This is a genomic window from Pseudomonas sp. PF05, assembly GCF_056521845.1.
The window spans coordinates 874,967-900,413 of the sequence record NZ_JBWLPW010000001.1; the positions used below are offsets into that span (position 1 = coordinate 874,967).

General features: G+C 56.5%; 17 protein-coding genes. 15 read left to right on the forward strand and 2 right to left on the reverse strand.

The features are described from left to right. Window positions 1-18: 18 nt before the first annotated feature. Complete coding sequence (locus tag AC09SL_RS03930; RefSeq protein WP_058545203.1) at window positions 19-528, forward strand: ferritin-like domain-containing protein; 510 nt, start codon at window positions 19-21, stop codon at window positions 526-528. A gap of 1,494 nt (window positions 529-2,022) precedes the next feature. Here the strand turns inward: AC09SL_RS03930 and AC09SL_RS03935 are convergent. Beyond that, window positions 2,023-2,325, reverse strand: coding sequence for a hypothetical protein (locus AC09SL_RS03935; protein WP_064106790.1), 303 nt, complete (start codon window positions 2,323-2,325; stop codon window positions 2,023-2,025). Between the two features lie 685 nt (window positions 2,326-3,010). After that, window positions 3,011-7,153: a CheR family methyltransferase gene (locus tag AC09SL_RS03940; RefSeq protein WP_058545205.1), complete on the reverse strand. Its 4,143-nt coding sequence runs from the start codon at window positions 7,151-7,153 to the stop codon at window positions 3,011-3,013. A 1,025-nt stretch (window positions 7,154-8,178) separates the two neighbouring features. Between AC09SL_RS03940 and AC09SL_RS03945 the strand changes: the two genes are divergently transcribed. The 14 genes from AC09SL_RS03945 (at window position 8,179) to AC09SL_RS04010 (ending at window position 24,993) form a co-directional block, all read left to right on the forward strand. Beyond that, window positions 8,179-9,420 (forward strand): cation:proton antiporter, encoded by a 1,242-nt coding sequence (locus AC09SL_RS03945; protein WP_058545206.1) that lies wholly within the window; start codon window positions 8,179-8,181, stop codon window positions 9,418-9,420. Window positions 9,421-9,879: 459 nt separating this feature from the next. Next, window positions 9,880-12,912, forward strand: coding sequence for a formate dehydrogenase subunit alpha (fdhF, locus tag AC09SL_RS03950; RefSeq protein ID WP_231139220.1), 3,033 nt, complete (start codon window positions 9,880-9,882; stop codon window positions 12,910-12,912). Continuing rightward, the gene (locus tag AC09SL_RS03955; RefSeq protein ID WP_058545207.1) at window positions 12,912-13,394 is read left to right on the forward strand and encodes a helical membrane plugin domain-containing protein; all 483 of its coding nucleotides are present in this window, start codon (window positions 12,912-12,914) and stop codon (window positions 13,392-13,394) included. The genes fdhF and AC09SL_RS03955 overlap by 1 nt, the downstream gene beginning before the upstream one ends. Window positions 13,395-13,464: 70 nt before the next feature. Next, window positions 13,465-14,121, forward strand: a complete 657-nt coding sequence (locus tag AC09SL_RS03960; RefSeq protein WP_058545208.1) for a cytochrome c3 family protein — start codon at window positions 13,465-13,467, stop codon at window positions 14,119-14,121. Window positions 14,122-14,125: 4 nt separating this feature from the next. Continuing rightward, window positions 14,126-17,044, forward strand: a complete 2,919-nt coding sequence (locus AC09SL_RS03965) for a TAT-variant-translocated molybdopterin oxidoreductase (protein WP_058545209.1) — start codon at window positions 14,126-14,128, stop codon at window positions 17,042-17,044. Between the two features lie 52 nt (window positions 17,045-17,096). Continuing rightward, the gene (gene nrfD, locus AC09SL_RS03970) at window positions 17,097-18,452 is read left to right on the forward strand and encodes an NrfD/PsrC family molybdoenzyme membrane anchor subunit (RefSeq protein WP_058545210.1); all 1,356 of its coding nucleotides are present in this window, start codon (window positions 17,097-17,099) and stop codon (window positions 18,450-18,452) included. Further along, window positions 18,445-18,975: a DUF3341 domain-containing protein gene (locus AC09SL_RS03975; protein WP_058545211.1), complete on the forward strand. Its 531-nt coding sequence runs from the start codon at window positions 18,445-18,447 to the stop codon at window positions 18,973-18,975. Before nrfD ends, AC09SL_RS03975 begins: the two co-directional genes overlap by 8 nt. Window positions 18,976-19,037: 62 nt before the next feature. Further along, window positions 19,038-19,511, forward strand: a complete 474-nt coding sequence (locus AC09SL_RS03980) for a c-type cytochrome (protein ID WP_058545212.1) — start codon at window positions 19,038-19,040, stop codon at window positions 19,509-19,511. A gap of 104 nt (window positions 19,512-19,615) precedes the next feature. Next, a complete protein-coding gene (locus tag AC09SL_RS03985; protein WP_155742061.1) occupies window positions 19,616-20,515 on the forward strand; it encodes a hypothetical protein in 900 nt (299 codons plus the stop codon). After that, window positions 20,505-20,945 (forward strand): hypothetical protein, encoded by a 441-nt coding sequence (locus tag AC09SL_RS03990; protein WP_058545214.1) that lies wholly within the window; start codon window positions 20,505-20,507, stop codon window positions 20,943-20,945. The genes AC09SL_RS03985 and AC09SL_RS03990 overlap by 11 nt, the downstream gene beginning before the upstream one ends. Next, window positions 20,942-21,769 (forward strand): SCO family protein, encoded by an 828-nt coding sequence (locus tag AC09SL_RS03995; protein WP_231139221.1) that lies wholly within the window; start codon window positions 20,942-20,944, stop codon window positions 21,767-21,769. The genes AC09SL_RS03990 and AC09SL_RS03995 overlap by 4 nt, the downstream gene beginning before the upstream one ends. Next, entirely contained in the window at window positions 21,766-22,734 is a 969-nt protein-coding gene (coxB, locus tag AC09SL_RS04000) for a cytochrome c oxidase subunit II (protein WP_058545215.1), read from the forward strand. Before AC09SL_RS03995 ends, coxB begins: the two co-directional genes overlap by 4 nt. Then, window positions 22,731-24,359: a cytochrome c oxidase subunit I gene (locus AC09SL_RS04005; protein WP_058545216.1), complete on the forward strand. Its 1,629-nt coding sequence runs from the start codon at window positions 22,731-22,733 to the stop codon at window positions 24,357-24,359. Before coxB ends, AC09SL_RS04005 begins: the two co-directional genes overlap by 4 nt. Continuing rightward, entirely contained in the window at window positions 24,346-24,993 is a 648-nt protein-coding gene (locus tag AC09SL_RS04010) for a cytochrome c oxidase subunit 3 (protein WP_058545217.1), read from the forward strand. The genes AC09SL_RS04005 and AC09SL_RS04010 overlap by 14 nt, the downstream gene beginning before the upstream one ends. The last annotated feature ends 454 nt before the right edge of the window (window positions 24,994-25,447 follow it).

Sequence of the window (25,447 nt, forward strand, 5' to 3'; positions counted from 1 at the left end):
CAAGAAGAGGATTCGACAATGGCTACTCCACAGGAAAATCTGCTCGACTGGCTGCGTGACGCCCACGCCATGGAGCAACAGGCCGAGCAGATGCTCAAGGCACAATCCAAGCGCCTGGAGCATTATCCGCAGCTCAAAGCGCGCATCGATCAGCACATTGAAGAGACATTGGGCCAGCAGAAGCTTATCGATGAGTGTGTGCGACGTCTGGGCGGCGATTCGTCGACCCTCAAAGATCTGGGCGGCAAGCTCATGGCGTTCGGTCAAGCCGTCGGCGGGTCATTGATGAGTGACGAGGTGATCAAAGGCGCGATGGCAGGTTATGTGTTCGAGAACATGGAAATCGCCAGCTACACCGTGCTGATCGCGGCGGCGGAAGCGGCCGGTGACACGCAGACCCGACAGGCCTGCGAAAAGATCCTGCCGCAAGAAGTCGCCATGGCCGACTGGCTGCTCAAGCACTTGCCGCAGCTCACCGAAGCGTTTCTTGCACGTTCGGCAGACCCAGACAAAGAAGCCAAGAAATAACTATCAATGCGCGTCCGTTCGCCAAGTGATCGGACGCTACTTTTTCTCAAGCGCGGGTCTTATCAAGCTGTTTGCGATCAGTGGCCACCGGTTGCAAACGGCTGAACTGGTCAAGATGATAGCGTTTTAGATCTCGCGCAAGCGCCAACCGACCGTGACAAAGCGCTGCTGCTTCGCTGTGAACGTCCTTGATCGAAGGACTTGCGCCGACGCAACAATCGGCCGGCCTGTGAGACTTCATGATTTGTGAAAGGTGCCCCGGAGTGCTCCGCGTTCGATGCCTTCGTCCACCAGGTGTTGCTCATTCTGGCGGAGGGCAGGGTCGATTCGATGAACACGTGACCGGGGCTCGGCACGCAATGGGACATCTCGACGGTCGTCACCTGAACATTACTGTCGTGCCAGTCGCGGAGGGTTTCCACAGGAAGCAAATGGACTTCGCACGTCGGATGGGATTGAGGTCAAGATAAGACTCAGCGTCAACCATTCCTGCAAGGCTAACGGCGGATGACGTCCAGCGGCCGGTTCCGCCCGGACAAAATATGGCGCGCAGTTCGCTCACTGACAAGGCCATGCGGTGGGGCACCGCACATTTGTGGGAGGCTGTCATCTTTAGCTTCTCCATACAGCTGTCTAAATCCTGATGACTGCTTGGACTACGAGAAACTCAAAGACCATGCCGAGGCCCTATGGGACAAAATGGCAGCTTTCAGCCACGTCAGCTTAACAAGATCTAGGTGCTCATTTATGAGTTGTGTACGCTGGGGCTTTGCTTCTGCGGGAACTAACGTTGCGGACCTTGGAGAGATGCCGTCCTCTTTGAAGGCATCGGTGAGGATTCGGTAGGTCGATGCCGTAGAACTGTCCTCGCCGACACGGCTGTACTGAATCAGGCGCCAGTATGTAAGGGGCCGCCTGCGGAACAATCTGCATTGCCAGGCCTGCAAATGGTGCCGACATTATTTGTTGTAGATGATCGAAGGCACTCAAGGTGCCCTCGATCTCCGCGAAGTTTGGCGCTAAGCGGGAAATGTGTCATTCAGTCGAGCGGATGTCGGCGACCTGGATGGACAATGTTCGACAGCTGATTAAGGTGATTTAGCATAGGCTTGCCCAGCCGCCATGCCCAGTAGTGCGACCATGCTAGAAGTGACTATGAACGTGGCGAATCGATCTCCAATAATTCGGTGCGACCTGCGCATCCGGTAGTAAAGCTTAGAAAAACAAACGGGAAGGACTGCGTGCTTGGGCCGGGCGCTACCAGACCACAAAACGATTAGGTCTATGCAACTTCGGGAGGCTTGCTAGGGCGCTGCAAGCTACTGATGCGCTGCGCGTGCTCGGATAGATTTGGCTCACTCTGAAGCGCCTCTTCAAGGGCCTCTAGATGCCTCTCCAGGATTTTTATTGAGCCGCTTATGTTCGCAGGATCGAAAGGGATTTTTCCGCTGGCGACAAGAACCATCGCCAGTTCCCAGGCTCGCTGTGAATTAGTCACCACGCCATCTCCTTATCAACTGTTGTGCTATTCGATACCCCAGTTGCGGAACGCGAGGAAGGTGGGGGGAAATGTTCATTGAGGGCGCTGAGATGCTCAATTGCGTCACGAAACAGTGACTCGGCCTTGTGACGTATGTGCAGGTACTCTTCAAACATTTCGCAGTCAAAGTCGGGATGCTCCAAGAGATCGAACGCGCGTCGGCTGTATGCGTTCGCCTCATCAAAAAGTCTTTCATTCTGCTCAAGCGCCAAGCGACGGCAGGCCATCAATTTTTCAGCTGTGTTTTTGAATTGCATCACGGCCTTCCTTATCGAGTAGCTCCTTTGGATTAACAAGGGCAGCAGGGGAGCTGTACCTGATACCAGCAACGGGAACGAGCCCGATAAAGGTGGGACTCTTACTCTCGGCACGGGTATCAAACTTGTTATCTTTGAAATATCGATAATTTTCGAAGCGCGAGGGCTGCAAATTATCTCTTTCTTAGATGGGCGCTCGGACATGAAGTGGTGAGTCGTTTCAGCTTTCAAAAAAACTACTGGTTGGCTTTTTGCCGTTTGTCAGTCTGGCAATATGTAAATGGCGACGGCCCGCGCGGTGTAGCCCAAGGCCCGTTATCGCCGGAACATAGCCAAGGAGGAAGGACAATGGATATGCAGAGCTAAAGTATAGTGACGCGCACAATCGTGTTCAGCCAGTGCATGAGGATGCGGCTTTGCAAAGCAAGGTTCAGACTCTTCCCTTCGATGGTATGGCCTTGGACGGTCTGCTCACCAAATTGTCGCGGAGGCCCGCCGTATCCCCTGGCGCCAAGGGCACGTGTGCTTGAGCAGGCGTCCACCTATCAAAGCAATTTGCGTCACAGCGAACGTCCTATCCTTGCCGCTGAGATCCTTGATCGACGAACGAATCGATCATGTCTCAAACCTCGAATGCGTCGACGATTATTCTGATTTTCGGCGTCCTAGAATTTTCACCAATGCGTCATGCGCTCGAGCGGCATAGCCGCTCAATCAGTTCAATCAGGGCATCATGAGAAACGGGCTTGCTTACATGGTGATTGAAACCTGACTCGGCCGTTTCATTACGATGATTTTCGGCCCCATAACCCGTCAGCGCAATGGCCGGGGTTTGTTGTAAATGATCCATCTCACGAATTTTTTTCATCAATTGATGGCCATTCATAATGGGCATGCCTATGTCCGAGATGATCAGGTTATAGGCATTAGTACGGGCGGCATTGAGCGCTTCTCGTGGATCGCCGAAGGCGTTCACCTCGGCGCCCTCCATCTCCAGCAGCATGTGCAACACTTCAAGCACATCTTTGGAGTCATCCACCAGTAATAACTTCAGTCCGTTCAAGCGCTCATCTGCGGTCGTTGTCGAGTTGTCGGTCTCATTTTGTTTTTGGGATTCACAGAGCGGCAGCAACACCGAAAACGTACATCCATAACCCAAGCCCTTGGAGCGGACACTGACCGAACCACCGTGCGCCTCCACCAACTGGCGAACTAGGGACAATCCGATACCTAAGCCTTCACGTTGATGGGGCTGGTGCTGGTTTTCGGCCTGCCCGAACAGATCGAAAATTTTCTCCATGTTTTCTTCAGTCAGGCCCGTGCCGCTGTCGATTACGTCAAATTGGGCATACCCGTCCACACGGCTGACAACCAATTGCACGCACCCTCCGGCAGGGGTGAATTTTAGCGCGTTGTTAACGAGGTTCCAGATTACCTGTTCCAAGCGTGTGGGGTCGGCATCCACCATGACCGGCACGCGCTTTGGAATTTCCAGCGTCACCTGACAATGGTGACCGGCTGTAAGCACAACGTTGTAAATCTCCTGCAGTGCGCTGGTCAGGTCGACTGGCTGTTTTTTCAGCTTGAGCTTGCCGGTACGCATACGCGCCACATCGAGCAGGTCGTCAATGATACGCGCCTGGCTGGAAACCGCGTCGCAGATGGTATTCACGGCCTTGATCGCTGGGACTGTAGCCTTGGTTGCTGGCAAGCGACGCAGCAATTCAGCGTTCAGTTGGATCAGGTTCAACGGGTGTTTGAGTTCGTGCGACATCACCGCGAAAAACTCATCCTTGAGATGGCTGTTGGTTTGGGTTTCCATCAGCCGCTGGTTCTGCTCATCCTGGGTGCGCTTATGGCCAGTGAGGTCGCGGGCAATCTTGACGTAGCCTTGCAAACTATTGCTCTTGAGTTGGGTGACTTCACCACTGCAGTAAAACTGGCTTCCATCCTTGCGTACGTGCCAACGTTCGTCCTCGCCACGTCCATGCTCACGGGCTGCGCGCAACTCGTTTTCAGGAACCCCACCGGCGCGGTCTTCCGGAGAGAAAATCAAATCGTAGTAAGCGCCGAGCACTTCTTGCTTGGTGTAGCCAAATATCAGTTCGGCCCCGGTGTTCCAATCGGTGATTACACCATGCTCATCTAGGATAATAATCGCAAAGTCATGGGTGCTCTCGGCGACCAGACGCATGCGTTCTTCACCCAGGCGCAACTCTTCTTCGGCTTGGCGTCGCTTGGTGATGTCGATAAATGTCAGCACGGTGCCGTCAATGTGGTCTTCGCTCGAGCGATAGGGCAGCAAGCGTGCGATGTACCAGCGATCATCCTTGCTGCTGATTTCACGTTCGATCATGCTGAGCGATTCAAATACCGTCGTGGCGTCTTCGGCCATTTCCAAGTAATTGAGACGGTGCGTGATGTCCATCAGCGAGCGCCCGGTATCAACCGGCAACATGCTGAAGATGTCCGTGGCGCGCGGGGTAAACCAGCGAATGCGCATATTGCGATCGACGAATACGGTGGCGATGTCGGTGGAGGCTATCAGGTTAGTCAGATAGTCGTTGATCTGGTCGGTCTCTTCAACCTTGGTTTTGAGTTCGAAATTGACTGTCAGCAGTTCTTCGTTGATTGACTGCAACTCTTCCTTGCTGGTCTCTAGCTCTTCAGTAGCGGAGCGAAGCTCTTCGTTGACCGCTTGCATTTCCTCGTTCGAGGCTTTGAGTTCTTCGCTGGAGAGTTCCGATTGCTCGATGGTTTCCTGGAGGTGCTGCTTGGTGCGGTGCAGTTCGCGCTCCAGATGGCTCATTATTTGGACTTCGGCATGGCTGGTGTTTTCGTCATCAAGCGGTTGCGGGTCGATATGCCGCTCTTTGAAGATGATCAGTGCATAGTCGCTTTCGGTCGCTTCATCGTGGTAAGGAAGGGCCGTGATATCAACCAGGTAATGGCTTTCTTCGCGCGTGATGCGCACTTTTCGCGACGTCACGGCAGCCCCCGACTGCTGGGCCTGAAATAGTGTGGTGCGGATATCGAGGCGCAAGTCGGGGTGCGCCAGGGCCAACAAGCTTCGAGTCATTTCCCCTGCCGCATAGCGCAGGAAGAAGCCCGCGCCTTCGCTTATGTGCAAAATGTCACCATGGCCATCGACAATCACGCTGGGCGGCGCGGCTTTTTCCAAGGCACGAAGATGAATATCCGCGAACGAAATCTTGTTTGGTGTCTTGGTTTCAGCTGCAACGGTTAGGGCGTTAGATCGAACGTAGCCGCTACGGGGCATGGAGGGCGCTCGGCGCATGGCACTCGAACCGGCCCGTACACGAAAAATGCGGTTGCGCTTGTCCACCGGCACAAATAAATCCAGGCAGCCGTCCGCTGATTCCGATGACCCCAGAAACAAATAGCCACCAGGTCGCAACGCAAAATGGAACATCTGCAGGATATCGCGCTGCACGTCGCGATCCAGATAGATCAACAGGTTCCGGCACACGATCAGATCGATTTGCGAGAATGGCGGGTCGGCCAACAAACTGTGTTTAGCGAACAGAACTTTTTCGCGAATCTCCTTGCGCACCCGATAGTGTTGATTTTTTTCCTTAGCGAAGTACTGACGCAAGCGAGTCGGTGGCACGTCTGTGATGATCGCTTCAGGATATACGCCGTTGCGGCCGTGGGAGATCGCGCGTTCATCGATGTCAGTGGCAAACACCTGCATCTTTGCGCTGCTGGCATCCTGTGCCAATTGATCCGTCACCAGCATTGCGAGGCTATAGGCCTCCTCACCGGTGGAGCAACCAGCCGACCATACGCGTACCTCTTCGCGATGTGGAACTGCGTCTTCCAGTGACTTTATCAAGTTTGGAATAACGTCACGCTCAAGCGCTTCGAAGGCCTCTCGGTCGCGGAAGAAGTTAGTCACCCCGATCAGCATATCGCCGAGCAAGGCCTTGGTTTCTTCCGGGTGGTCTTGAAGGTAATTGTAGTAGGCCGTGAGGTCCGGCTGGGCGGTGACTTGCAGGCGTCGCTCAATGCGGCGTAATACGGTGGCGCGTTTGTAATGCTTGAAGTCGTGCCCAGTAGTGGCACGCAGTTGGGTCAGAATATCAAGCAGTAGTTGTTCCGCCACGGCCGCATCGCGTTCGGTGGCGGGGGAAAGGGTTTTGATTTCGGGGTCATTAGCCGTGGGCAGGATAATCGACTGAGCGTTGCGCCACAGATCTAAAAGCTTCTGTGGCATCTCCACCACCGGCAGCACCAGATCGACCATCTGAGTTTCGATCGCAGCGAGCGGCATGCCATCGAACTCGGCATCTTCCGGCGTTTGTACCAGAGTGATGCCGCCTTGCTCCTTGATGCGCGACAGCCCTACCGCACCGTCGGTGCCTGTACCAGATAAAATTAGGCAGAACGCGCGATCTTTGTGGGTGTCCGCCAGGTCCCGGAAAAATAGATCAATGGCGATATGCGAGCCGCCTTGGCGTACGGAGGGTGAGACGGACAGATAGCCATCATTCATCGTCAAGTGCTGGGCGGGTGAGATTACATAGACCCGATTCTTTTCGATGGACGTGGTGGCGTTGACCTGGAGCACCGGCATGCGAGTCGACTGCTGGATGATCTTGTCCGCCACGCTCTCGTGATCGGGCGACAGGTGCAGTATCACCACAAAAGCCATGCCGCTGTCTTGGGGCGTGTGTTCGAAAAACGACCTCACCGCCTGCAGCCCGCCCGCTGATGCACCAATGCCGACCACCGGAAAAGCGAGGTGGCTGGGGATCAGATCTTTGCGTTGCGGAACATTGGGGGACCGCTGAGGTGCAGATTTCATAAACACTAACCTTGGTTAACTTCTCAAGACGAATGAAGCACGATTGCGAGCGAAGATGAGGAAAAAAAGAATGACGGAACGACGAAATATAGCTGAAAAGGTGTTTGGGGCAGAATGTTTCGATACCACCCGGCTAAATCCAGCGAACCTGTACACTTTCAGTTGAGACGTGAAACCCCGCTAAGGTTTGTTCGATTTGACGAGTGGTTGAACATTCGATCTTCGTCATATTCTCTCCACCACATGATGCCGTCTATGCCCCACTGCGGCACTGCGGCACTGCGGCACTGCGGCACTGCGGCGCAGGGCATAGAACTCTGCGCCAAAACTGCGGTGTGATGTGGTATAGCAGAGCGGTGAACAGCGAACCCTTGTTTCTTTGGGCTGCTTCACGTGCAGCTTCAAGTCCGATCGACATGCAACTGACCCGGCTCAGTGTCCGGGGTACCGGGGGGAGCGGTGTTTCCCTTGGCTACGCCCCTTTCCTCCACCGTCTCCGCAGGGCTCGGATCTCCGACCGCGCGGGATCAGAGCATGACAGGCGTATAACGCCATGCTCGGTAATGCCTTCTGCTTCGCTTAACAGCGTCGGCATTCCGGATTTCTGATTTCGCGGCTCAATGGCTAGCCCATCGGTTTGCCCTGTCAACGCCTCATCCTGCACCTCACGGTGCAACATGCATGACTCCGGGGCTGGTTGATTCGCCATTTCTTACTGTATCGAACTCTCATCGACTATCCTGCGCCAGCTTTAATTGGCGCACTAAGCATCCGGGGCAACATACCTTCTGATGGCTCACTTAAGGTGATGGCCAAGCTAGGCTTTGCTACTGAGACCCGATTTTTAGGTGGTGATTCGAACATCCATTTACCCGTCACGAAAAAAATTTGGCACCTTTTAAGCTTTTTGTAAGTCGATGAAGAAACGGCTGCAGCCTGATCATCCGTCTTGCAGCATGATCACCTTCTGCCTGTTGCGACCCATTGCCAGAGATCAGATGCCCCCAGCTGGAGTGACTCGGTTGATGCTCGATATTGTTGCCGTATTTCTTTGTATCACAGCAGTTCTCGCTTTTCTCAACCGCAAGTTCGTAGGGTTGCCGTCCGCTATAGGCGTGATGGGAATCGCGTTGACCATGTCTTTGTTCAATATGGCGCTTGATGCAATGGGGCTACATGCCCTGCATACGCTTGAGCAATCGTTGATCGAGTCCATCGATTTTTCCGAATTGCTTATGCAGGGGATGCTGTCTCTGCTGTTATTTGCAGGCGCTTTGCATGTCAATTTATTTGAGCTTCGAACTTACCGATGGCAGGTAGCATCTCTAGCCGTGATTGGAACGACAGCGTCGACGTTGATTATTGGCTATGGATTGTGGGCTCTTCTGTCTTTGACATCCCTAAAGCTACCACTGGCATACTGTTTGGTATTTGGGGCGTTGATTTCCCCAACTGACCCTATTGCCGTGATGGGTATCCTCAAGTCAGCAGGAGCGCCTCGAAGCGTTGAATTGGTGATCTCCGGCGAGTCACTTTTCAATGACGGTGTGAGTGTCGTCTTGTTTTCCTTGATTCTGGCGATGATAGCGAGTGGTGAAACACCTTCCTTCATGGAAGCGTCAAAGCTTCTTCTCATAGAGGCAGGAGGAGGGATAGCTCTCGGAGCAGCTGTCGGCGGCTTCATATATCTCATGCTAAAAAGCATCGACAGTTACCAAGAGGAGGTATTGATTACTTTGGCGGCCGTGCTTGGCGGCTATGCACTTGCGATACATGCGCATATATCCGGTCCGTTAGCCATGGTGGTTATGGGGTTAATTGTAGGTAATCAAGGTCGCTCGTACGCGATGTCTGAGCGAACGGAGAAAAAAATAAATATGTTTTGGGAGTTGATAGACGAGATTCTCAATGCCGTATTATTCGTGCTTATCGGACTGGAGGTCATCTTGATCGAATTTTCGAGCATTCTGGTTGTCTCAGGGCTCGTTGTTATCGTTTTGACTTTGCTGTCGCGATCCTTAACTGTCGGGGTTCCGGTTGCCGTACTTGGAAAACGCTTTCGTTTGCCAAGTGGATCGTGGGCTGTTCTGACCTGGGGAGGCCTTCGAGGCGGGATATCAGTAGCTTTGGCATTGTCGTTACCTGCGGGTGATGCGCGTGATGTCGTTGTTTCACTCACTTATATGATCGTGATTTTCTCTATCCTCATCCAAGGAATGTCGATCGGAAACTTGGTAAAGCGAGTAATACCGTGCTCGCGGAGATGAGCAAACGACCGTCCGTCGTTCCTTGGGGCGGCTCTCTCGGGGCGCTTTGGCTGATGATTAAGCTCGTATGCTTCATCCCCTGCGTAGGACCAGGTAAGGCGGGCTCAAAATCTTGCCCGCTATGGCCAGCCAACTGGTCACTGCTTAACGGAGTTCTCAGAGTTCCAGCAAGCCGATGAACATAAGATCGGACTCCTCCAACATGAGTGCAGGATGGCCTCAAGTGCCCGAAACTCCTACCTCAACCCTAGGTAGAGAAACTGCCTGGAATACTGCGACCTGCTTGTATTGAGCTGCCAGGTGAATGCCTTTAGTCAGCCAATGCGAATTTGTTGGAACGATTGGCTGGGGATGTACGTCAGTAAAAAAACTATAACGGCAGCCTGGGGGTAGCGCCCTGACAATCGCTACCGGGTTATGTGCCCGAAGTTGCGGCCGGGGATTTGCTCATGGAGAGCGATGGTCGAAGGCCAGGCGGGGTCCTACCGTTTCAATGACGGGGTATTGCTGATGAGTCATGTGAACAAATGCACAATTATCTTTGATGGTCAGTCACTGTCAGGCAGCGCTGATATCCCACTGATTGAATTTCTCGCCGCGCATGGCATTCAACTGCCCCATATCTGCTATCACCCCTCCTTGGGCGCCTTGCAAACGTGTGACGTATGCTGGGTTGAAAACAATGGCCAACTGGTGCGTGGATGTACGCTGCGCACCGCCGACGCGATGAACTTGACCAGCCAGGGCCAGGCGCGCAAGGCGCGGCATGAGGGGGTGGATCGCATCCTTGCCAAGCATGAACTGTATTGCACGGTGTGCGAGCACAATACTGGCGATTGCACGTTGCACAACACCGTAGTGGACATGCATCTGCCCATCCAGCGCTATGAATATAGACCCAAGCCTTTTGCTAAGGATCACTCCAATCCGTTTTACACCTACGATCCGGACCAGTGCATCTTGTGTGGACGTTGTGTGGAAGCGTGTCAGAACGTTGAAGTCAACGAAACGTTGTCCATTGACTTTTCTGCTGAACATCCGCGGGTGCTGTGGGATGGCGCGCAGGTAATCTCGGGTTCCAGTTGTGTGAGTTGTGGGCATTGCGTCACGGTTTGTCCATGCAACGCGCTGCTGGAAAAAACCATGCAACCGGACGCCGGGCCCTTCACTTCTATGGCGCAAGGGCTTAAGCGGCCCCTGATCAATGCCGTCAAAACCCTGGAGAATACAATCGGCGCGACGCCTATCTCCGCTATTTCAGTCATGGATATTCAGTGGCGCCAACCAGAAATCAAGCGCACCAAGACGGTCTGCACTTATTGCGGGGTAGGGTGTGCTTTTGAGATGTGGACACGTGACCGTCAGATTCTCAAGGTCCAGCCGATGGTCGACGCACCGGTCAACGGTATCTCCACATGCGTTAAAGGTAAGTTCGCTTGGGATTTCGTCAATGATCCCCAGCGGCTGACGATGCCGCTTATCCGCGAAGACGGACGCTTCCGTGAAGCCGGTTGGGACGAGGCCATGGATTTGATTGCCCGTCGACTTTTGGCCATTCGCGATACTCATGGTCCCGACAGCATTGGATTTATCGGCTCCAGTAAGGCCAGCAATGAAGAGGCCTACCTGACGCAGAAAATTGCCCGGCTCATTATCGGTACCAACAACGTGGATAACTCTTCTCGTTATTGCCAGAACCCGGCCACCAAGGGTTTGTTCCGAACGGTAGGGTATGGTGGGGATTCAGGGACCATTGAAGACCTGCAAAAAGCCGAACTGGTGATCCTCGTGGGCAGCAATATGGCTGAGAATCACCCCGTCATCGCTTCCAGGCTCAAAGCCGCTCAAAAACACCATGGGCAAAAATTGATGGTGGTCGATCCACGATGCCATGAGATGGCCCAGCGCGCCGATCTGTTTTTGAGAATAAAGCCTGGAACCGATCTGATCTGGGCCTCTGCCATAGCTCGCTACCTGTTCGAGCAAGGTCGTGTTGACGATGCCTTCCTAGCCAGTCAGGTCAACCAGGTTGAGCAATATCGTCTTTCACTCGAGCCATTTACCTTGGCGTTTGCCGAGCAAATGACGGGCATTGCCCAGGCGCAGTTGGTCGAGGCGGCGCACATGATTGCCGATGCCAACTCCGTCAGCATTTGCTGGGCCATGGGCATTACCCAGCACAGCCATGGCGCCGACACGAGTACCGCACTCTCCAATTTATTGCTGGTGACCGGTAACTATGGCAAGCCAGGAACCGGTGGTTATCCCATGCGTGGTCATAACAATGTGCAGGGGGCCAGCGATTTCGGTTGCTTGAAGAATATGTATCCAGGTTACGAAAAAGTGACGGACTTGCAGGTCCGCGCCAAGTGGGCCAACGCATGGGGGGTGCCGCCGCAGCATCTCAGCGACAAAGTTGGACAGGACAATTTCCTGATGGTCAAGGAAGCCGACGAGGGCAAGATCAAGTCAATGTATGTCATTGGGGAGGAGACAGCATTTTCAGATGCCGATTCAAAGAACGTTCATGAGGCCTTTACCAAGCTGGATTTCCTGGTAGTCCAGGATATTTTTTTTAGCCGCACGGCAGAGTTTGCCGATGTTGTTTTGCCTGGATGCCCAAGCGTTGAAAAAGAGGGCACCTTCGTCAATACCGAACGGCGCATCCAGCGCTTTTATGAGGTGATGCCGCCCTTGGGGGACAGCCGTCCAGACTGGCGTATCCTGACGGATCTTGCCGCCCGGATGGGTCATGACTGGGGGTATACCCATCCCGGACAGATCATGGATGAAGTGGCAAGCATCGCGACGATCTTCAATGGCGTCAGCTATGAGCGGCTGCAAGGGTGGCAGTCGTTGCATTGGCCGATGAACCCTGATGGCACCGATACGCCTTTGCTCTATACCAATGGTTTTCACACACCCGACGGCAACGCCGTGTTGTATCCGTTGACCTGGAAAACGCCTGTCGAAGAGACCGACGAAGAATTCGATCTGATGCTCGACAACGGCCGCATGCTCGAACATTTCCAAAGCATGAACCAGACAGACAAGGGCAAGCGCACGACCTCGCTTTCGCCGAACGGGTTCGTTGAGGTCAGCCCTGAGCTGGCCGCTCGAAGAGGGCTGGAGGAGGGTACGTGGGTACGTCTTTCTTCACGCCGTGGCTCGCTGGAGGTTCCAGTAGTGATCACCGACCGGGTGCAAGGCCACGTGTTGTTCATGCCTATTCACCAAGGTAAACCGGGTCTCAATAAGCTAACCGGAGAGCACCACGACCCGGATGTCAACACACCGGCTTACAAGGAGACGGCGGTCAAGCTGGAAGTATTGTCCAGAGAACCGTTTTACCAGCCGATACCGCCCGGCAATTTCCGCCACGGCAAGCGCACCCCGATCGACGGCGTGCCCGCTCAGATCGTTCAGGTCAAGTGGGCGAGGGAGGATTATGTTCCGCCTCTCGAACAAGCCCCTAACCCGGAGAAATTCTAATGGCAGAACGCATCCAGCACGAGGTCAAACCACCCAAGATCGGTCCTGATGCCCATGAGGAATTGGAGCGCCTGCTCCAGACGATGCACGCACACGGAGTCTTGCGTTTCGCCAACGACTTGATCGCCGCCAACATACCTGTCACCAAGGTGCTTGTGGATGGGCTGAATAAGGAAGGTACTTTAAATACGCTGCAAAACCTTTCGATACTTACGATGGCCTTGTCGCGTATCCCACCGGAGCATTTCTACAAGGTAGCGTTCGCCTTGAAGGATGCGCTTGTTCATGCCGGGGCCTACGAGCCGCAGCCTGACAGCAACGACGCCCCGGGCCTCAGTGGCGCCTACAAGATGCTTCATGACGAAGCGTTATGGCAGGCAGTCATGCCTGTGATCGAGGTCCTCAAGGTGTTTGCAGACGGTTTGGGGAAGAAGGTGGACAAGCCCATCTCCGAGTTCAGCGGCAAGCCAAGCAATGCCTGACGCTTGTGTCGTCATCATCAATGGCCATGAGGACGAAAGGTGAAGTCAAAGTCACCAGGGCGACCCTACGATGCCCCAGATATTCCCGCGATCAGCTGATACCTGGTTTCGCCTGGCGTTGCTGGCGATCTTTGGCGGCTCGACAATGCTGGTAGCCGTATGCTTTGCGCTGGCGCGCTCCGATTACGTCACGGGCGTTAACTGGACAGTCAATCAGCCCGTCCCCTTCTCTCACGAACATCATGTGGGCGGATTGAAGATCGATTGCCGTTATTGTCACGACTCAGTCGAAACCAGCGCCCTGGCATCGATTCCGCCTACCCATACCTGCATGACGTGCCATTCGCAGATATGGACCGATGCCCAAGTGCTGGAGCCTATCCGCCAGAGTCTGCTCAACCGTTCGCCGATCCGGTGGAACCGTGTTGCCAGTTTGCCGGACTACGTTTATTTCCATCATGACATCCACGTCCAGGCGGGAGTCGGATGCGTTGAGTGCCACGGCCCCGTGCAAACCATGGCTTTGATGCGCCGCGACAAGCCTTTCCAGATGAGATGGTGCCTGGAGTGTCACCGCGATCCGGCGCCTCGATTGCGGCCCCGACAGTTCGTCACCGACATGACCTGGACCACAACGTTGAATCGTCGAGAGTTGGGGGAGCGCCTGATGCGAGAGCAGCACATTGGCGTTTCAGACCTCACCTCTTGCTACATTTGCCATAGGTGAGCCAATGGATCGTCCAACGCTCGATTATGTCGCCATTCGCCGTCACCTCAAGGAACAACGGGGAGCGCATTACTGGCACAGCCTGGAAGAACTGACTAATGACCCAACCTTCCAGGCCTTGCTTGACGCGGAATTTCCCGCCGGCGCGGAGCCGATGGACCGGCGTCGCTTTCTGCAACTGATGGGCGCCTCGTTGGCACTGGGCGGATTAGCGGCTTGCGGGCCGACACCGGGAACGGCTGTGCCGTACGTTGCGCAACCGGAGATCATCGTGCCTGGCAAGTCGCTGTACTACGCCACGGCCGTCGAGTTCGCCGGGTACGCTCAACCCGTGCTGGGGCGTACCCACGTGGGACGACCGACCAAGCTGGAGGGCAACCCTCAACACCCGGCCAGCGGCGGGCGTTGCGATGCTTTTACCCAGGCTGCCATTTTGCAACTCTACGATCCGGACCGCTCAAAAGGACCTCGCTTCAAAGGGAGCAACAGCACCTGGAGCGCCGTGGAGCGGATGGTCAGCGAGCTGCAGCCGCAGCTTGACCGCTCCAAGGGCAAGGGCATGCATGTGCTGATGGGTGCCAACAGCTCGCCCACGCTGCATCGGCAATTAAAGCTCATGCAACGGCGCTGGCCCGATACGGCGTTTTATCAATTCGAGCCATTCGAAGGGCAGCGCTACGGCGCCGCTCAACGTGCGTTTGGTCGCGCGGTGGAGACCCACTATGTGCTCGATAAGGCGCAGTTGATCCTCAGCTTTGAAGACGATTTCCTCGGGGCCGGTCCCAAGCAGACGGCTCACGCCCTATCTTGGGCCGGGCGCCGATCGGCCGCAGCCAAGGGTGAGGGTGAGTCTCGTCTGGTCATGGTGCAGGCGTCTCCCACGTTGACCGGCGCCAAAGCCACGCAAACCCGCCCCATCGCGCCCTCGCAGTTACGTGGATATGTCCGAGCGCTGGCCGCCGCGCTGGGTGAGGGCAGTGCCCTGCCTTTGCCAGAGCAAGAGCAGCGCTGGATCGATTCGCTCGCTCAGGCCCTGCAAGCGCGTCGAGGCGATTGCCTGATCATGGCCGGCGCGCAGTTGCCCATGGATTTGCAGGCGGCGGTGCATCGCCTGAACGAACGGTTGGGTAATGTCGGACGAACCGTGATGTACACCGATCCAATTTTACTGACAGACGTTGGCGAGCAATCGCTGGGGGACGTTCGTACATTGACCCGGGCGATGCAGTCCGGCGAGGTCAGGACATTGCTTGTGCTGGATGCCAACCCAGCCTATAGCGCGCCAGGCGATCTCTCTTTTCGCGAGGCCATGGAAGGTGTTCCGCTGCGCATTCATGCCGGTTTGTACTATGACGAAACCGGCGCTCGAAGTCATTGGCATTTGCCTTTAAGCCACCGCCTCGACAATTGGAGTGATGCCCGGGCTGCTGACGGCAGTGTCTGTATTGCACAACCTCTGGTACAGCCGTTCTACAGCACTCGCTCGTCTGGCGAGATTGTGGCGATGCTCACCGCCCATCCTGTGCTTGATGCGCAAGGCCAAGTCCGGGAAACCTGGTCAATGATATCAACGCAGCAATGGCGCGAGGCGGTTTCCCTGGGCTTCATCGACGGCAGCGCGCTGCCTTGCGTCCAGGTAAAGGCCGGTCCGGTTTGGTTTGACGAACCGAGCCGGCAGGTTTCTGGCCAGACGGGACTGGAGGTTCAGTTTCGACCGGATCCCTGTGTCTGGGACGGACGTTTTTCCAATCTGGGTTGGCTGCAGGAACTGCCCAAGCCGATCACTAAGCTGACCTGGGACAATGTCATAGGTGTGCCATTATTTGTCGCCGAGCAGCAAGGGCTGAGCAATGGCGACATCGTCCGGGTGACCGCCAATGACCGCTGGGTGGAAGGACCGGCCTATGTCATGCCGGGCCAGGCGCAGACGGTAATCACGTTGTTTGCCGGCTACGGGCGTGAGCGCGACGGGCGGGTCGGCACCGGCCTGGGTTATGACTACGCTGCCCTGCGCCGGGGGGATTCACCGTGGCTGCTGACCGGAGCAAGCCTGGCTCCGACCGGTGAAAAAGCCAACCTGGCCTTTACACAAATGCAGCACAACCAGATCGGGCACGAGTTGATCCGGCACCTGCCGCGCGCGGAGGCTATCGGCCCTGCGGTTTTTCAGGAGGCGCAGCCTACGCTTTATCCGCCACATGCCACCCATAATCCTTCCTGGGGCATGTTGATAGACACCGATCAATGCATTGGTTGTAACGCCTGTGTCGTGGCCTGCCAAGCGGAAAACAATGTGGCGGTCGTTGGCAAGGAACAGGTAGCCAAAGGGCGCATCATGCATTGGCTCAGGGTCGACCATTATTACGAAGGCTCGCCACTGTCGCCCAAATCGACCTTCTTACCGGTGCCTTGCATGCATTGTGAACGGGCGCCCTGCGAGGTCGGCTGTCCGGTCAATGCCACTGTCCATGGCCCCGACGGACTCAACGAAATGATCTACAACCGCTGCATTGGAACGCGTACCTGCGCCTCGTACTGCCCTTATAAGGTACGGCGTTTCAATTGGTACGACTGGACAGCCGAGGACGAACCTTCCATCCAGGCCCAACGCAACCCCAACGTGACGGTGCGCGCGCGCGGGGTCATGGAAAAATGCACGTACTGCGTACAGCGTATCAGCGAGGCACGTATCGAGGCCAAGAAACAACACCGTGAAATCGCCGACGGAGAAGTACTCACGGCCTGCCAGCAAACCTGTCCGACGCAAGCCATCCTGTTCGGTGACCTGAGCCAACAGAACAGTGCCGTCAACAAGGCGCGAGACAGCATTCGCCACTACGCGTTGCTGCAAGAACTCAACACCGGCCCCAAAACCACTTACCTCGCCGCGATCCGGGACAGCGATATCGAGGAGCAGACATGACATCTTTGCCTGGAACCGAGCGTGCTGGCCGTTTGGCCATGGAGCGCCACTGATGGCCGCCACTCCGCATTTTCTGCCCAAGAACCTGGCCTATGGCAGGGTGTCCGAGCAGATAATCGATACGCCGCTGGTGTTTGGTCACCGGCAGCAATGGTGGGTTTTGTTCGGTGCCGGTATGGCTTTGCTCTTGTTGTTCGGCGTCTCGGTCATCGTTCTGTTCTACAAAGGTGTTGGGGTATGGGGCAACAATATTCCGGTGAGTTGGGCCTTCGCGATCCTCAACTATATGTGGTGGCTGGGGATCGGCCACGCCGGCACGTTCATCTCCGCGCTGCTGTTGTTGCTGGACCGTCCCTGGCGCAATTCGTTGAACCGGCTGGCGGAACTGATGACCGTCATGGCAGTTGTCTGTGCCGGCATCTATCCCATCTTGCACCTGGGGCGTCCCTGGTTGTTTTTCTACACCGCGCCGTACCCAAGCACACTGGGCCTGTGGCCGCAGTTCAAAAGCCCTACCGCCTGGGACTTTTTTGCAGTAGTCACCTACCTGGTGGTGTCCTTGTTGTTCGTCTATATCGGTGCGGTACCGGATTTCGCCACGGCCCGGGATCGGGCCAGGACACGCCGCCAGCAGTTGTTCTATGGCGTCCTGGCGCTTGGTTGGCGCGGAGCTGCGTCGCATTGGGCGCATTGGCGCCGGGCTTATCGGCTCATCGCGTTGCTCGCGGTGCCCCTGGTGTTTTCGGTTTCCAGCGGTTACTCCTTTTTGCTGGATCTGGCGCTTGAACCGGGCTGGCACTCGACGGTTTTTCCACCGTATTTCGTGGCCGGGGCGGTGTTCTCCGGTTTCGCCCTGGTGGCAGTGATTGCCTGTGGCTTGCGTAGGTTCCTGGGGTATGAGCGTCTGATCACCCTGCGGCATCTGGACCAGTTGGGCCGGCTGATTCTGGCAACCGGCTGGCTCACTTCGTACGGTTACATAGCCGATCTGTTCACGGCGTTCTATAGCGGCGAGCCACAGGAGCTGCACGTGACCATGACCCGACTCTGCGGGCCGAACGCCTGGAGCTTTTGGCTGGCGATCTTCTGCAACGTCGTCATGCTGCAAGCTCTGTGGTGGCGTCGGGTGCGCTGCAGTCCGTCATTGCTGGTCATTACCAGCATGGCGGTGCTGGTCGGCATGTGGGCTGAACGATTCATGCTGGTCATTACCCCGGTCACGCGGGATTTCATGCCGTCGATGTGGAGCAATGCCTACGGGCCGACTTTTTGGGAATGGGCGTTGTTCATCGGGACCTTTGGCTTGTTTCTCATGCCGTTCGCGCTGTTCATCCGGTTCGTGCCAATGGTGTCTTGTTTCGAAGTAAAGGAAGCGTTGTTCCACGCGCGAGGAGACAAGCATGAATGAGACACGCCTCTACGGCTTGCTGGCCGATTTTGCCACACCCCAGGCATTGGTCGATGCCTCCAGGGCGGCGCGTTCGGCGGGGTATTCCCGGCTCGAGGCGTACAGCCCATTCCCCATCGCAGCGCTGGAAAAACCGTTTCGGCTCGAGGACCGTCGCGTGCTGTGGTTCGGCATCGGTGGCGCCTTGCTGGGGGCTCTGTGTGGCTTCGGCCTGCAGGTCTACGCCAGTCTGGATTACCCGATCGACATCGGCGGGCGCCCCTTGATTGCCCTGCCGGCGTTCATGATCGTGACCTTCCTGATGGCGGTGCTGTTCGGGGCGATTTTTTCGGTGTTCGGTTTGTACTGGCTGTGCCGACTACCACGGTTGCACCATCCACTGTTTGAAGCCGACGTGTTCAGACGGGCGATGGATGATCGATTCCTCCTCTGCATACGCAGCGATGACCCCCGCTTCGATGGGGTCGAGACGGCACTTTGGCTTGCCGACCGCGCAGTCTCCGTGACGCGGGTGGCGATGTGATCCCGAGGTGGCGTTGCTTGGTGCTCGCCGCAGCGCTTCTGGCACTGGGGGGCTGCGATGATATGTCTCGCCAACGCAAGGCCAAAGACCAGGGGGGCAGCGAATTTTTTTCCGACGGTAAAGTCAACCAGAGCCCACCGGCCGGAACCATTGCCCGTGGAGCCCTTGAACGGGCGGCTGTGCTGCAAAAACGGCCACCGATGAGCCAGGCGTTGCTGGATCGAGGCCAGGAGCGCTTCGATATCTACTGTTCGCCTTGCCACGGATTGGCGGGTGATGGCAATGGGACCGTGGTGGCCCGAGGGTTTCCCAAACCGCCGGACTTTACCGAGCAGCGGCTGCGCGAGGCGCCAGACCGGCATTTGGTCGACGTAATGACCTACGGTTACGGACAGATGTACAGCTATGCGGCACGGGTGGAGCCGGCTGATCGTTGGGCAATCGTCGCCTATATTCGTGCGCTTCAATTGAGCCGACATGCCGAGGCGGATCGTTTGACGGTTCACCAGCGGCATGCCACGCAGGCTCATCCATGACAGTCCGCCGTTGGGCTGTTTCAGCCGTGCTATTGGGCGGACTCCTCCTGCTTGTGGGGAGTTTTTTCGCTGATCGCGAAGTCCTGGCCGGCTGCCTGGTGGGATTGGTCGGCGTGGCGGCCTTACCCCTAGGCGGCCTGACGTTGGCCATGCTCCTGGCCCTCGTCTCGGGCAGTTGGCGAGACATGCTCTGGCCGGGTGCCGCCGCGATCGCGCGAACCGTGCCGATGATCGTTGTGATGTTGCTGCCGATGCTCGTGGGGCTCGATCAACTTTTTGCCTGGAGCCATGAGCAATTCGAAGGGTTCCGAGGTGCCTGGCTATCCCCTGGGTCCTTCATTTTCAGGGCTGTCCTGTATGCATCGGCCTGGATTGCCCTGGCCCGGTGGATCTTGCCTCTTGTCCGCCTGCGGCCGGAACTGGCAGCAGTGGGTGCCATCCTGATGGTCCTGACCGTTTCGGCTGCCGGAATTGACTGGATCATGACACTTGATCGGCATTTCCATTCTTCGATCTTTGGCCTCTTGTACCTTGGACGGTCCATGCTCTCGGGCATTGCGCTGGCGATTCTGTTTGCCTTGTCACGGCACGCACCACGTCCTGGCGTGCTGCGCGGTTTGTTGGCAGCCGCCGTTCACGCCTGGTTGTACCTGCACTTCATGCAATATCTGTTGATCTGGTCGGCCGACTTGCCCCGTGAAATCAATTGGTATGAGGTCCGTGCGGTTGGCGTTTGGGCATACATGCTTTGGGTGATAGCCCTCGGGCAAGGTGCGTTAGTCGCGCTAGCGTTGTTGTTTCCGTGGAGTGAGCGGCCTGGCGTCTTGGCCACGCTGAGCCTTATCACGCTGGCCTTGGGCCTGCTTGAAAGCGCTTGGCTGGTGTTGCCTGCGCTGGAAGGCTTGGTCCCGGTCATTGCGCTTGTGTTCGCGTTGGCCGCTTGGTTGGGGTTTGGCGGCCTGGTGGGGACGATTCTGGCTCCAAGGAGGGTCGATGGACATTGATACCGAACAATTGTCGAAAGAAAAGGGCTTCGAGCAACGGGACGTTCACGTAGCAGCCATTGTTTATACAGGCATTGGCTTAGTGGTGGCATTGGCACTCTGTGTGACGGTGGTCAAGCTGACCCTTTTCGTTTATGGGGCGTCGGTCCGTCAACCGCCCCTGACCCCTCTGGAAACACAGCGCGAGCCAGTGCCTGAACCCCATTTGGAATCCGATCCATCCAGTCACGGCGCGCGGATTATCCAGCAAGCCCGGGAGCGCCTGGCCGGCAGCGGTTGGGTCGATCCGCGTCGTGGCATCGCGCATATTCCGATTGCCCAGGCCAAGGCTGAGTTGGTGCGAACAGGCTGGACGACCCGGGCGCAATGGCGGCCAGGGGAGCGGCGCTACCCGCTGTTGCGCCAGGGCCAGCAGGAGCGTGCACCGTGATCGACTCAAACGTTACAAAACGGCTGGCGCGATGGTGGCTTGGCTGTGCGGTGCTGTTCATCGGGTGCCTGAATGTCCAGGCGGCAGAGCTGTTCGACCCCTTTGGATCGGCCGGCATCGATCAAAAGCCAGGCGCCTCGGTTCCTTTGGCGACGCGATTGACGGATCAACGAGGACGTTCCGTTCGGTTGGGCGATCTGCTGGGCAAGCGGCCGGTCGTGCTGGCCCCGGTGTATTACACCTGTGCGAATGTCTGCGGAGCGCAACTGGCGAGTCTGTTCAACGTTCTTGAGGCGCTGGATTACCGTGTCGGCCAGGATTTCGATCTGATTGCCTATAGCTTCAACCCAACTGAAACAGTGGCTGACGCGCAAAAAGAGATGAACAAACTGCGCCAGCGTTGGCCACAACAGGTTGATGCCAAGGGTGTGTATTTCCTGGTGGGTGATGATGTCGCGACCAAAGCGCTGTCCGACGCGGTCGGCTTCCGGTATCGCTACGATCCCAAGGTGCAACAGTATGCTCATGTGTCGGCCATCGCCGTGCTGACGGCGCAAGGGCGCTTGGCTCGCTGGCTCTATGGCCTCGGTTATCAACCCAATGACATGCGACTGGCGATCACCGAGGCGGGCCAGGGCAATGTCGGGTCGTTGGGCGATCAATTGCTTTTGCTTTGCTACCACTACAACCCCCGAGTCGGAGGATATGACAGCGTGGTGATGCTCGCGCTGAAAATCGCAGGCGTCATGACGGTATTGCTACTGATCGGTTTTATTGGCTGGGCGCTGCGTCGCGATTGGCTACGCAAGGGGAGAACGCCATGAACGAGAATACGTTCATCAAGTTCTGGCCCGAACAGGCCTCCCATTACGCCGGGCAAGTGGATTGGCTGGTGGCAACGTTTACCGGGATGATGTTGTTATTCGTGTTGCCTGTATTTGTCTGTTTGCTGGTCTTTTCCTTTCGCTACCGCCAGGGTACAAAAGTTCCCCGGGACCATCGCTCCATCGGCAACCATAAGATCGAGATCACTTGGATAGCTCTGCCGTTCCTGGGGGCCATGGTGCTTTTCGTCCTGTCTTCCCGGCTTTACTACGTCTCTCGTACACCACCGGCGGACGCGATGGAAATCCATGTGGTGGCCAAGCAATGGATGTGGAAGTTCCAACACCCGGGTGGCCAGCGTGAAATCAATGCGCTGCACGTGCCTGTGGGGCGGCCGGTGAAACTCAACCTGATTTCTCAAGATGCGATCCACAGCCTCTATTTCCCGGTCATGCGCAACAAACAGGACGCATTGCCAGGCACTTATACGCACATGTGGTTCGAGGCCAATAAGCCCGGCACCTTCGAGGGCAAATGTGCGGAATATTGCGGCACCGATCATTCGACAATGCGGGTCAAACTGGTGGTGCTCAAACCTGAGGAGTACGAGCGCTGGCTGGAGGAGTCCGGTACTTCGAAAAGCCTGGCGCGACAGGGGGAAGGGCTGTTTCGTCAGTTTGGTTGCAGCGGTTGCCACGTTGACCGTCCCGACGGTGCCCTGGTGCACGCGCCCCCCCTGTCGGGGCTTTATGGGCGCGCCGTGGCGCTGGCCGACGGTGGCAAAGTGATTGCGGACAGCGGCTACATTCGGGACTCCATCCTGTTGCCGCAAAAACAGATCACCGCCGGGTACGAGCCGATCATGCCGACCTTTTCCAATGTCCTGGACGAAGAGGCTGTGCTTCGCCTGGTGGCCTATATCAAGTCGCTGGCGACGCCGCAGCAAAACGGAGACGCGCAATGATTTCTCGAATCCGCCACGTGTCCAGTACCGAGCCAAGTTACCTGGACATCGAACACGGTCTGAAATCATGGTTCTTGACCACCGACCACAAGCGTATTGCGGTTCTTTTCATGATCGCAGTGACCTTTTTCTTCTTCGTGGGCAGCCTGGCGGCGGGCGCTATCCGCATCGAATTGATCACGCCGTCCGGCGACTTCCTCACGCCGGATGGCTACAACCGCAGCTTCACGCTGCACGGGGTGATCATGGTCTGGTTTTTCCTGATTCCGTCTATTCCGTCGGTGCTTGGTAACTTCCTGATCCCCTTGATGATTGGCGCCAAGGACATGGCTTTGCCCCGCATGAACCTCGCGAGCTGGTATTTGCTGGTCGGCGGAGGTCTGTTCACCATGAGTTCCCTGATTGCTGGCGGGGTGGACACCGGTTGGACCTTCTATACCCCATTGTCGACGATGTTCAGTCACGGTCATGTGGTTGCTGTGATCATAGGCATCTTCGTGACCGGTTTTTCGTCGATATTCACCGGCATCAACATCATCGTGACGGTCCACACCTTGCGGGCCCCCGGCATGACCTGGTTCCGCTTGCCATTGTTCGTGTGGTCTCTCTATGCCACCTCGGTGATCCTGGTATTGGCTACACCGGTGCTGGCAATCACATTGGTGCTGCTGGCTGCTGAGCGCTTTTTCGGCATCGGCGTGTTCGACCCCCGTCTGGGGGGGGATCCGTTGCTGTTTCAGCACTTATTCTGGTTCTACAGCCATCCGGCGGTTTACATCATGTTGTTGCCGGGCATGGGTGTGATCAGTGAACTGGTCACCGCTTCGGCGCATAAGCGGATTTTCGGCTATAGCTTCGTCGCATTTTCCAGCGTGGCAATTGCGATCCTCGGTTTCATGGTCTGGGGGCACCATATGTTCGTCGCGGGCCAGTCGATGTATGCCAGCATGCTGTTCTCACTGTTGAGCTTTCTGATCGCCATCCCGTCCGCGATCAAGTCATACAACTGGACGGCTACTTACTTCAAAAGCCGCCTGACCATTAACGCGATATTCCTCTACACCCTTACATTCATGACGCTGTTCCTGTTCGGCGGGACTTCGGGATTGTTCGTCGCGTTATTGGCTGCGGATGTCCATGTCCATGACACCTATTTCGTCGTGGCGCATTTTCATTACATCATGGTGGGGGCGGCGGTCTCGGCCTACTTCGGCGGGCTGCATTTCTGGTGGCCCAAGATCACTGGCAAGCTGTATCCCGAACTCTGGGCGCGCGTGGCGGCGGTCATGATGTTCGCGGGTTTTAACCTGACGTTCTTTCCACAGTTCATTCTCGGTTATCTGGGTATGCCGCGCCGTTATCATAGCTACAGCCCCGAATACCAATTTCTCAATGACATGTCTTCTGCCGGCGCGGCGGTACTCGGCGTTGCGTATACGCTGCCGTTCATCTATTTGACCTGGTCGCTGTTCAAAGGCCCCCGGGCAGTTGCCAATCCATGGCTTGCCGCAGGCCTCGAATGGAGCGTGCCTTCACCGCCGCCCAAGCATAACTTCGTGGAAACTCCGGTCGTGGATTTCGAGGCCTATGACTATCCCCCCGAGGCAACCCATGGCCGGACTTAGAAGCCCCATCACCGACCAGTTCCAGACCGCTGCGCAACGGCGGGAGGGGGCGTATCTGGGGATGTGGTTGTTTCTGAGTACTGAGATCATGATGTTCGGCGGCCTGCTGTTCATCATCGGATACTACCGCTTCGCCTATGAGGCGCAGATCAGTCAGGCGGTCGAACATTTGCATTACGGGTTGGGTGGGGTCAATAGCGCGTTGTTACTGACCAGTAGTTTTACCATGAGCCTGGCCATCCTGGCGGCGCGTGAGGCGAGAATGGCACGCCTGAAAGTGATGCTGTTGGTATCGGTAGGATTGGCGATTGGTTTCCTGGCGCTCAAGGGCTACGAATACCACTGGGAATACACAGAAGGCCTATTGCCGGTCCTCACGTCCCAGGCTCCCCTCGAAGAACCGCCGGCACGCTTGTTCATGGGGCTTTATCTGATCAGCACCGCGCTGCATGCGCTGCATATCCTGGTCGCGAGTGTCCTGGGATTGGGCATTTGGCTGCGGCTTTGCCTGGGACGCCTGCCGATGCCCGGGCGGGTGACTGTAATCGAGACGTTTGCGTTCTACTGGCATACCGTGGATGTCATCTGGATCTTTTTATACCCTTCGCTCTATCTCATCGGGAGGCCCGTATGACTGCGTCTCGATTGTTCGCTGTTTATCTGGGCGCACTGGTCTTGCTAGGCATTGCGATCCTCGGTTCCCTGACGTCTTTTCCATATCGGGGCGCTCTCGTCTTGACATGTGCCTTGGGCGAGGCGTGCCTGATACTGATGTATTTCGTCGAGCTCAAGAGCCAAAGTGCTCTTGTTCGTCTTTTTGCGCTGGGGGGCGGGTTCTGGCTATTGCTGCTTTTCGCCGGCCCCGTCATTGACATAATGACTCGTTAGGCCAGCTTACGCAGGGTGGTCCCTTTGATGCTCCCACCCTACGGTCGATCGGGACCCGGTTCGAACCCCGATGAAAGGTGATGGCGGGACGAATAGTCGCCCAGTAAGTCACTCCTTTCTTGCGCATGGCTTCGCAGCGATCAGTGCTCGAAATGCCTGAGCGAAACCTGCTATCTGGCCGGGACCGAGCCAAGCCCTTC

Coding starts and splice junctions, on each gene's coding strand:
- AC09SL_RS03930 (WP_058545203.1), top strand. CDS start 19: ATGGCTACTCCACAGGAAAATCTGCTCGACTGGCTGCGTGACGCCCAC.
- AC09SL_RS03935 (WP_064106790.1), bottom strand. CDS start 2,325: ATGCAATTCAAAAACACAGCTGAAAAATTGATGGCCTGCCGTCGCTTG.
- AC09SL_RS03940 (WP_058545205.1), bottom strand. CDS start 7,153: ATGAAATCTGCACCTCAGCGGTCCCCCAATGTTCCGCAACGCAAAGAT.
- AC09SL_RS03945 (WP_058545206.1), top strand. CDS start 8,179: ATGCTCGATATTGTTGCCGTATTTCTTTGTATCACAGCAGTTCTCGCT.
- fdhF (WP_231139220.1), top strand. CDS start 9,880: ATGGTCGAAGGCCAGGCGGGGTCCTACCGTTTCAATGACGGGGTATTG.
- AC09SL_RS03955 (WP_058545207.1), top strand. CDS start 12,912: ATGGCAGAACGCATCCAGCACGAGGTCAAACCACCCAAGATCGGTCCT.
- AC09SL_RS03960 (WP_058545208.1), top strand. CDS start 13,465: ATGCCCCAGATATTCCCGCGATCAGCTGATACCTGGTTTCGCCTGGCG.
- AC09SL_RS03965 (WP_058545209.1), top strand. CDS start 14,126: ATGGATCGTCCAACGCTCGATTATGTCGCCATTCGCCGTCACCTCAAG.
- nrfD (WP_058545210.1), top strand. CDS start 17,097: ATGGCCGCCACTCCGCATTTTCTGCCCAAGAACCTGGCCTATGGCAGG.
- AC09SL_RS03975 (WP_058545211.1), top strand. CDS start 18,445: ATGAATGAGACACGCCTCTACGGCTTGCTGGCCGATTTTGCCACACCC.
- AC09SL_RS03980 (WP_058545212.1), top strand. CDS start 19,038: ATGTCTCGCCAACGCAAGGCCAAAGACCAGGGGGGCAGCGAATTTTTT.
- AC09SL_RS03990 (WP_058545214.1), top strand. CDS start 20,505: ATGGACATTGATACCGAACAATTGTCGAAAGAAAAGGGCTTCGAGCAA.
- coxB (WP_058545215.1), top strand. CDS start 21,766: ATGAACGAGAATACGTTCATCAAGTTCTGGCCCGAACAGGCCTCCCAT.
- AC09SL_RS04005 (WP_058545216.1), top strand. CDS start 22,731: ATGATTTCTCGAATCCGCCACGTGTCCAGTACCGAGCCAAGTTACCTG.
- AC09SL_RS04010 (WP_058545217.1), top strand. CDS start 24,346: ATGGCCGGACTTAGAAGCCCCATCACCGACCAGTTCCAGACCGCTGCG.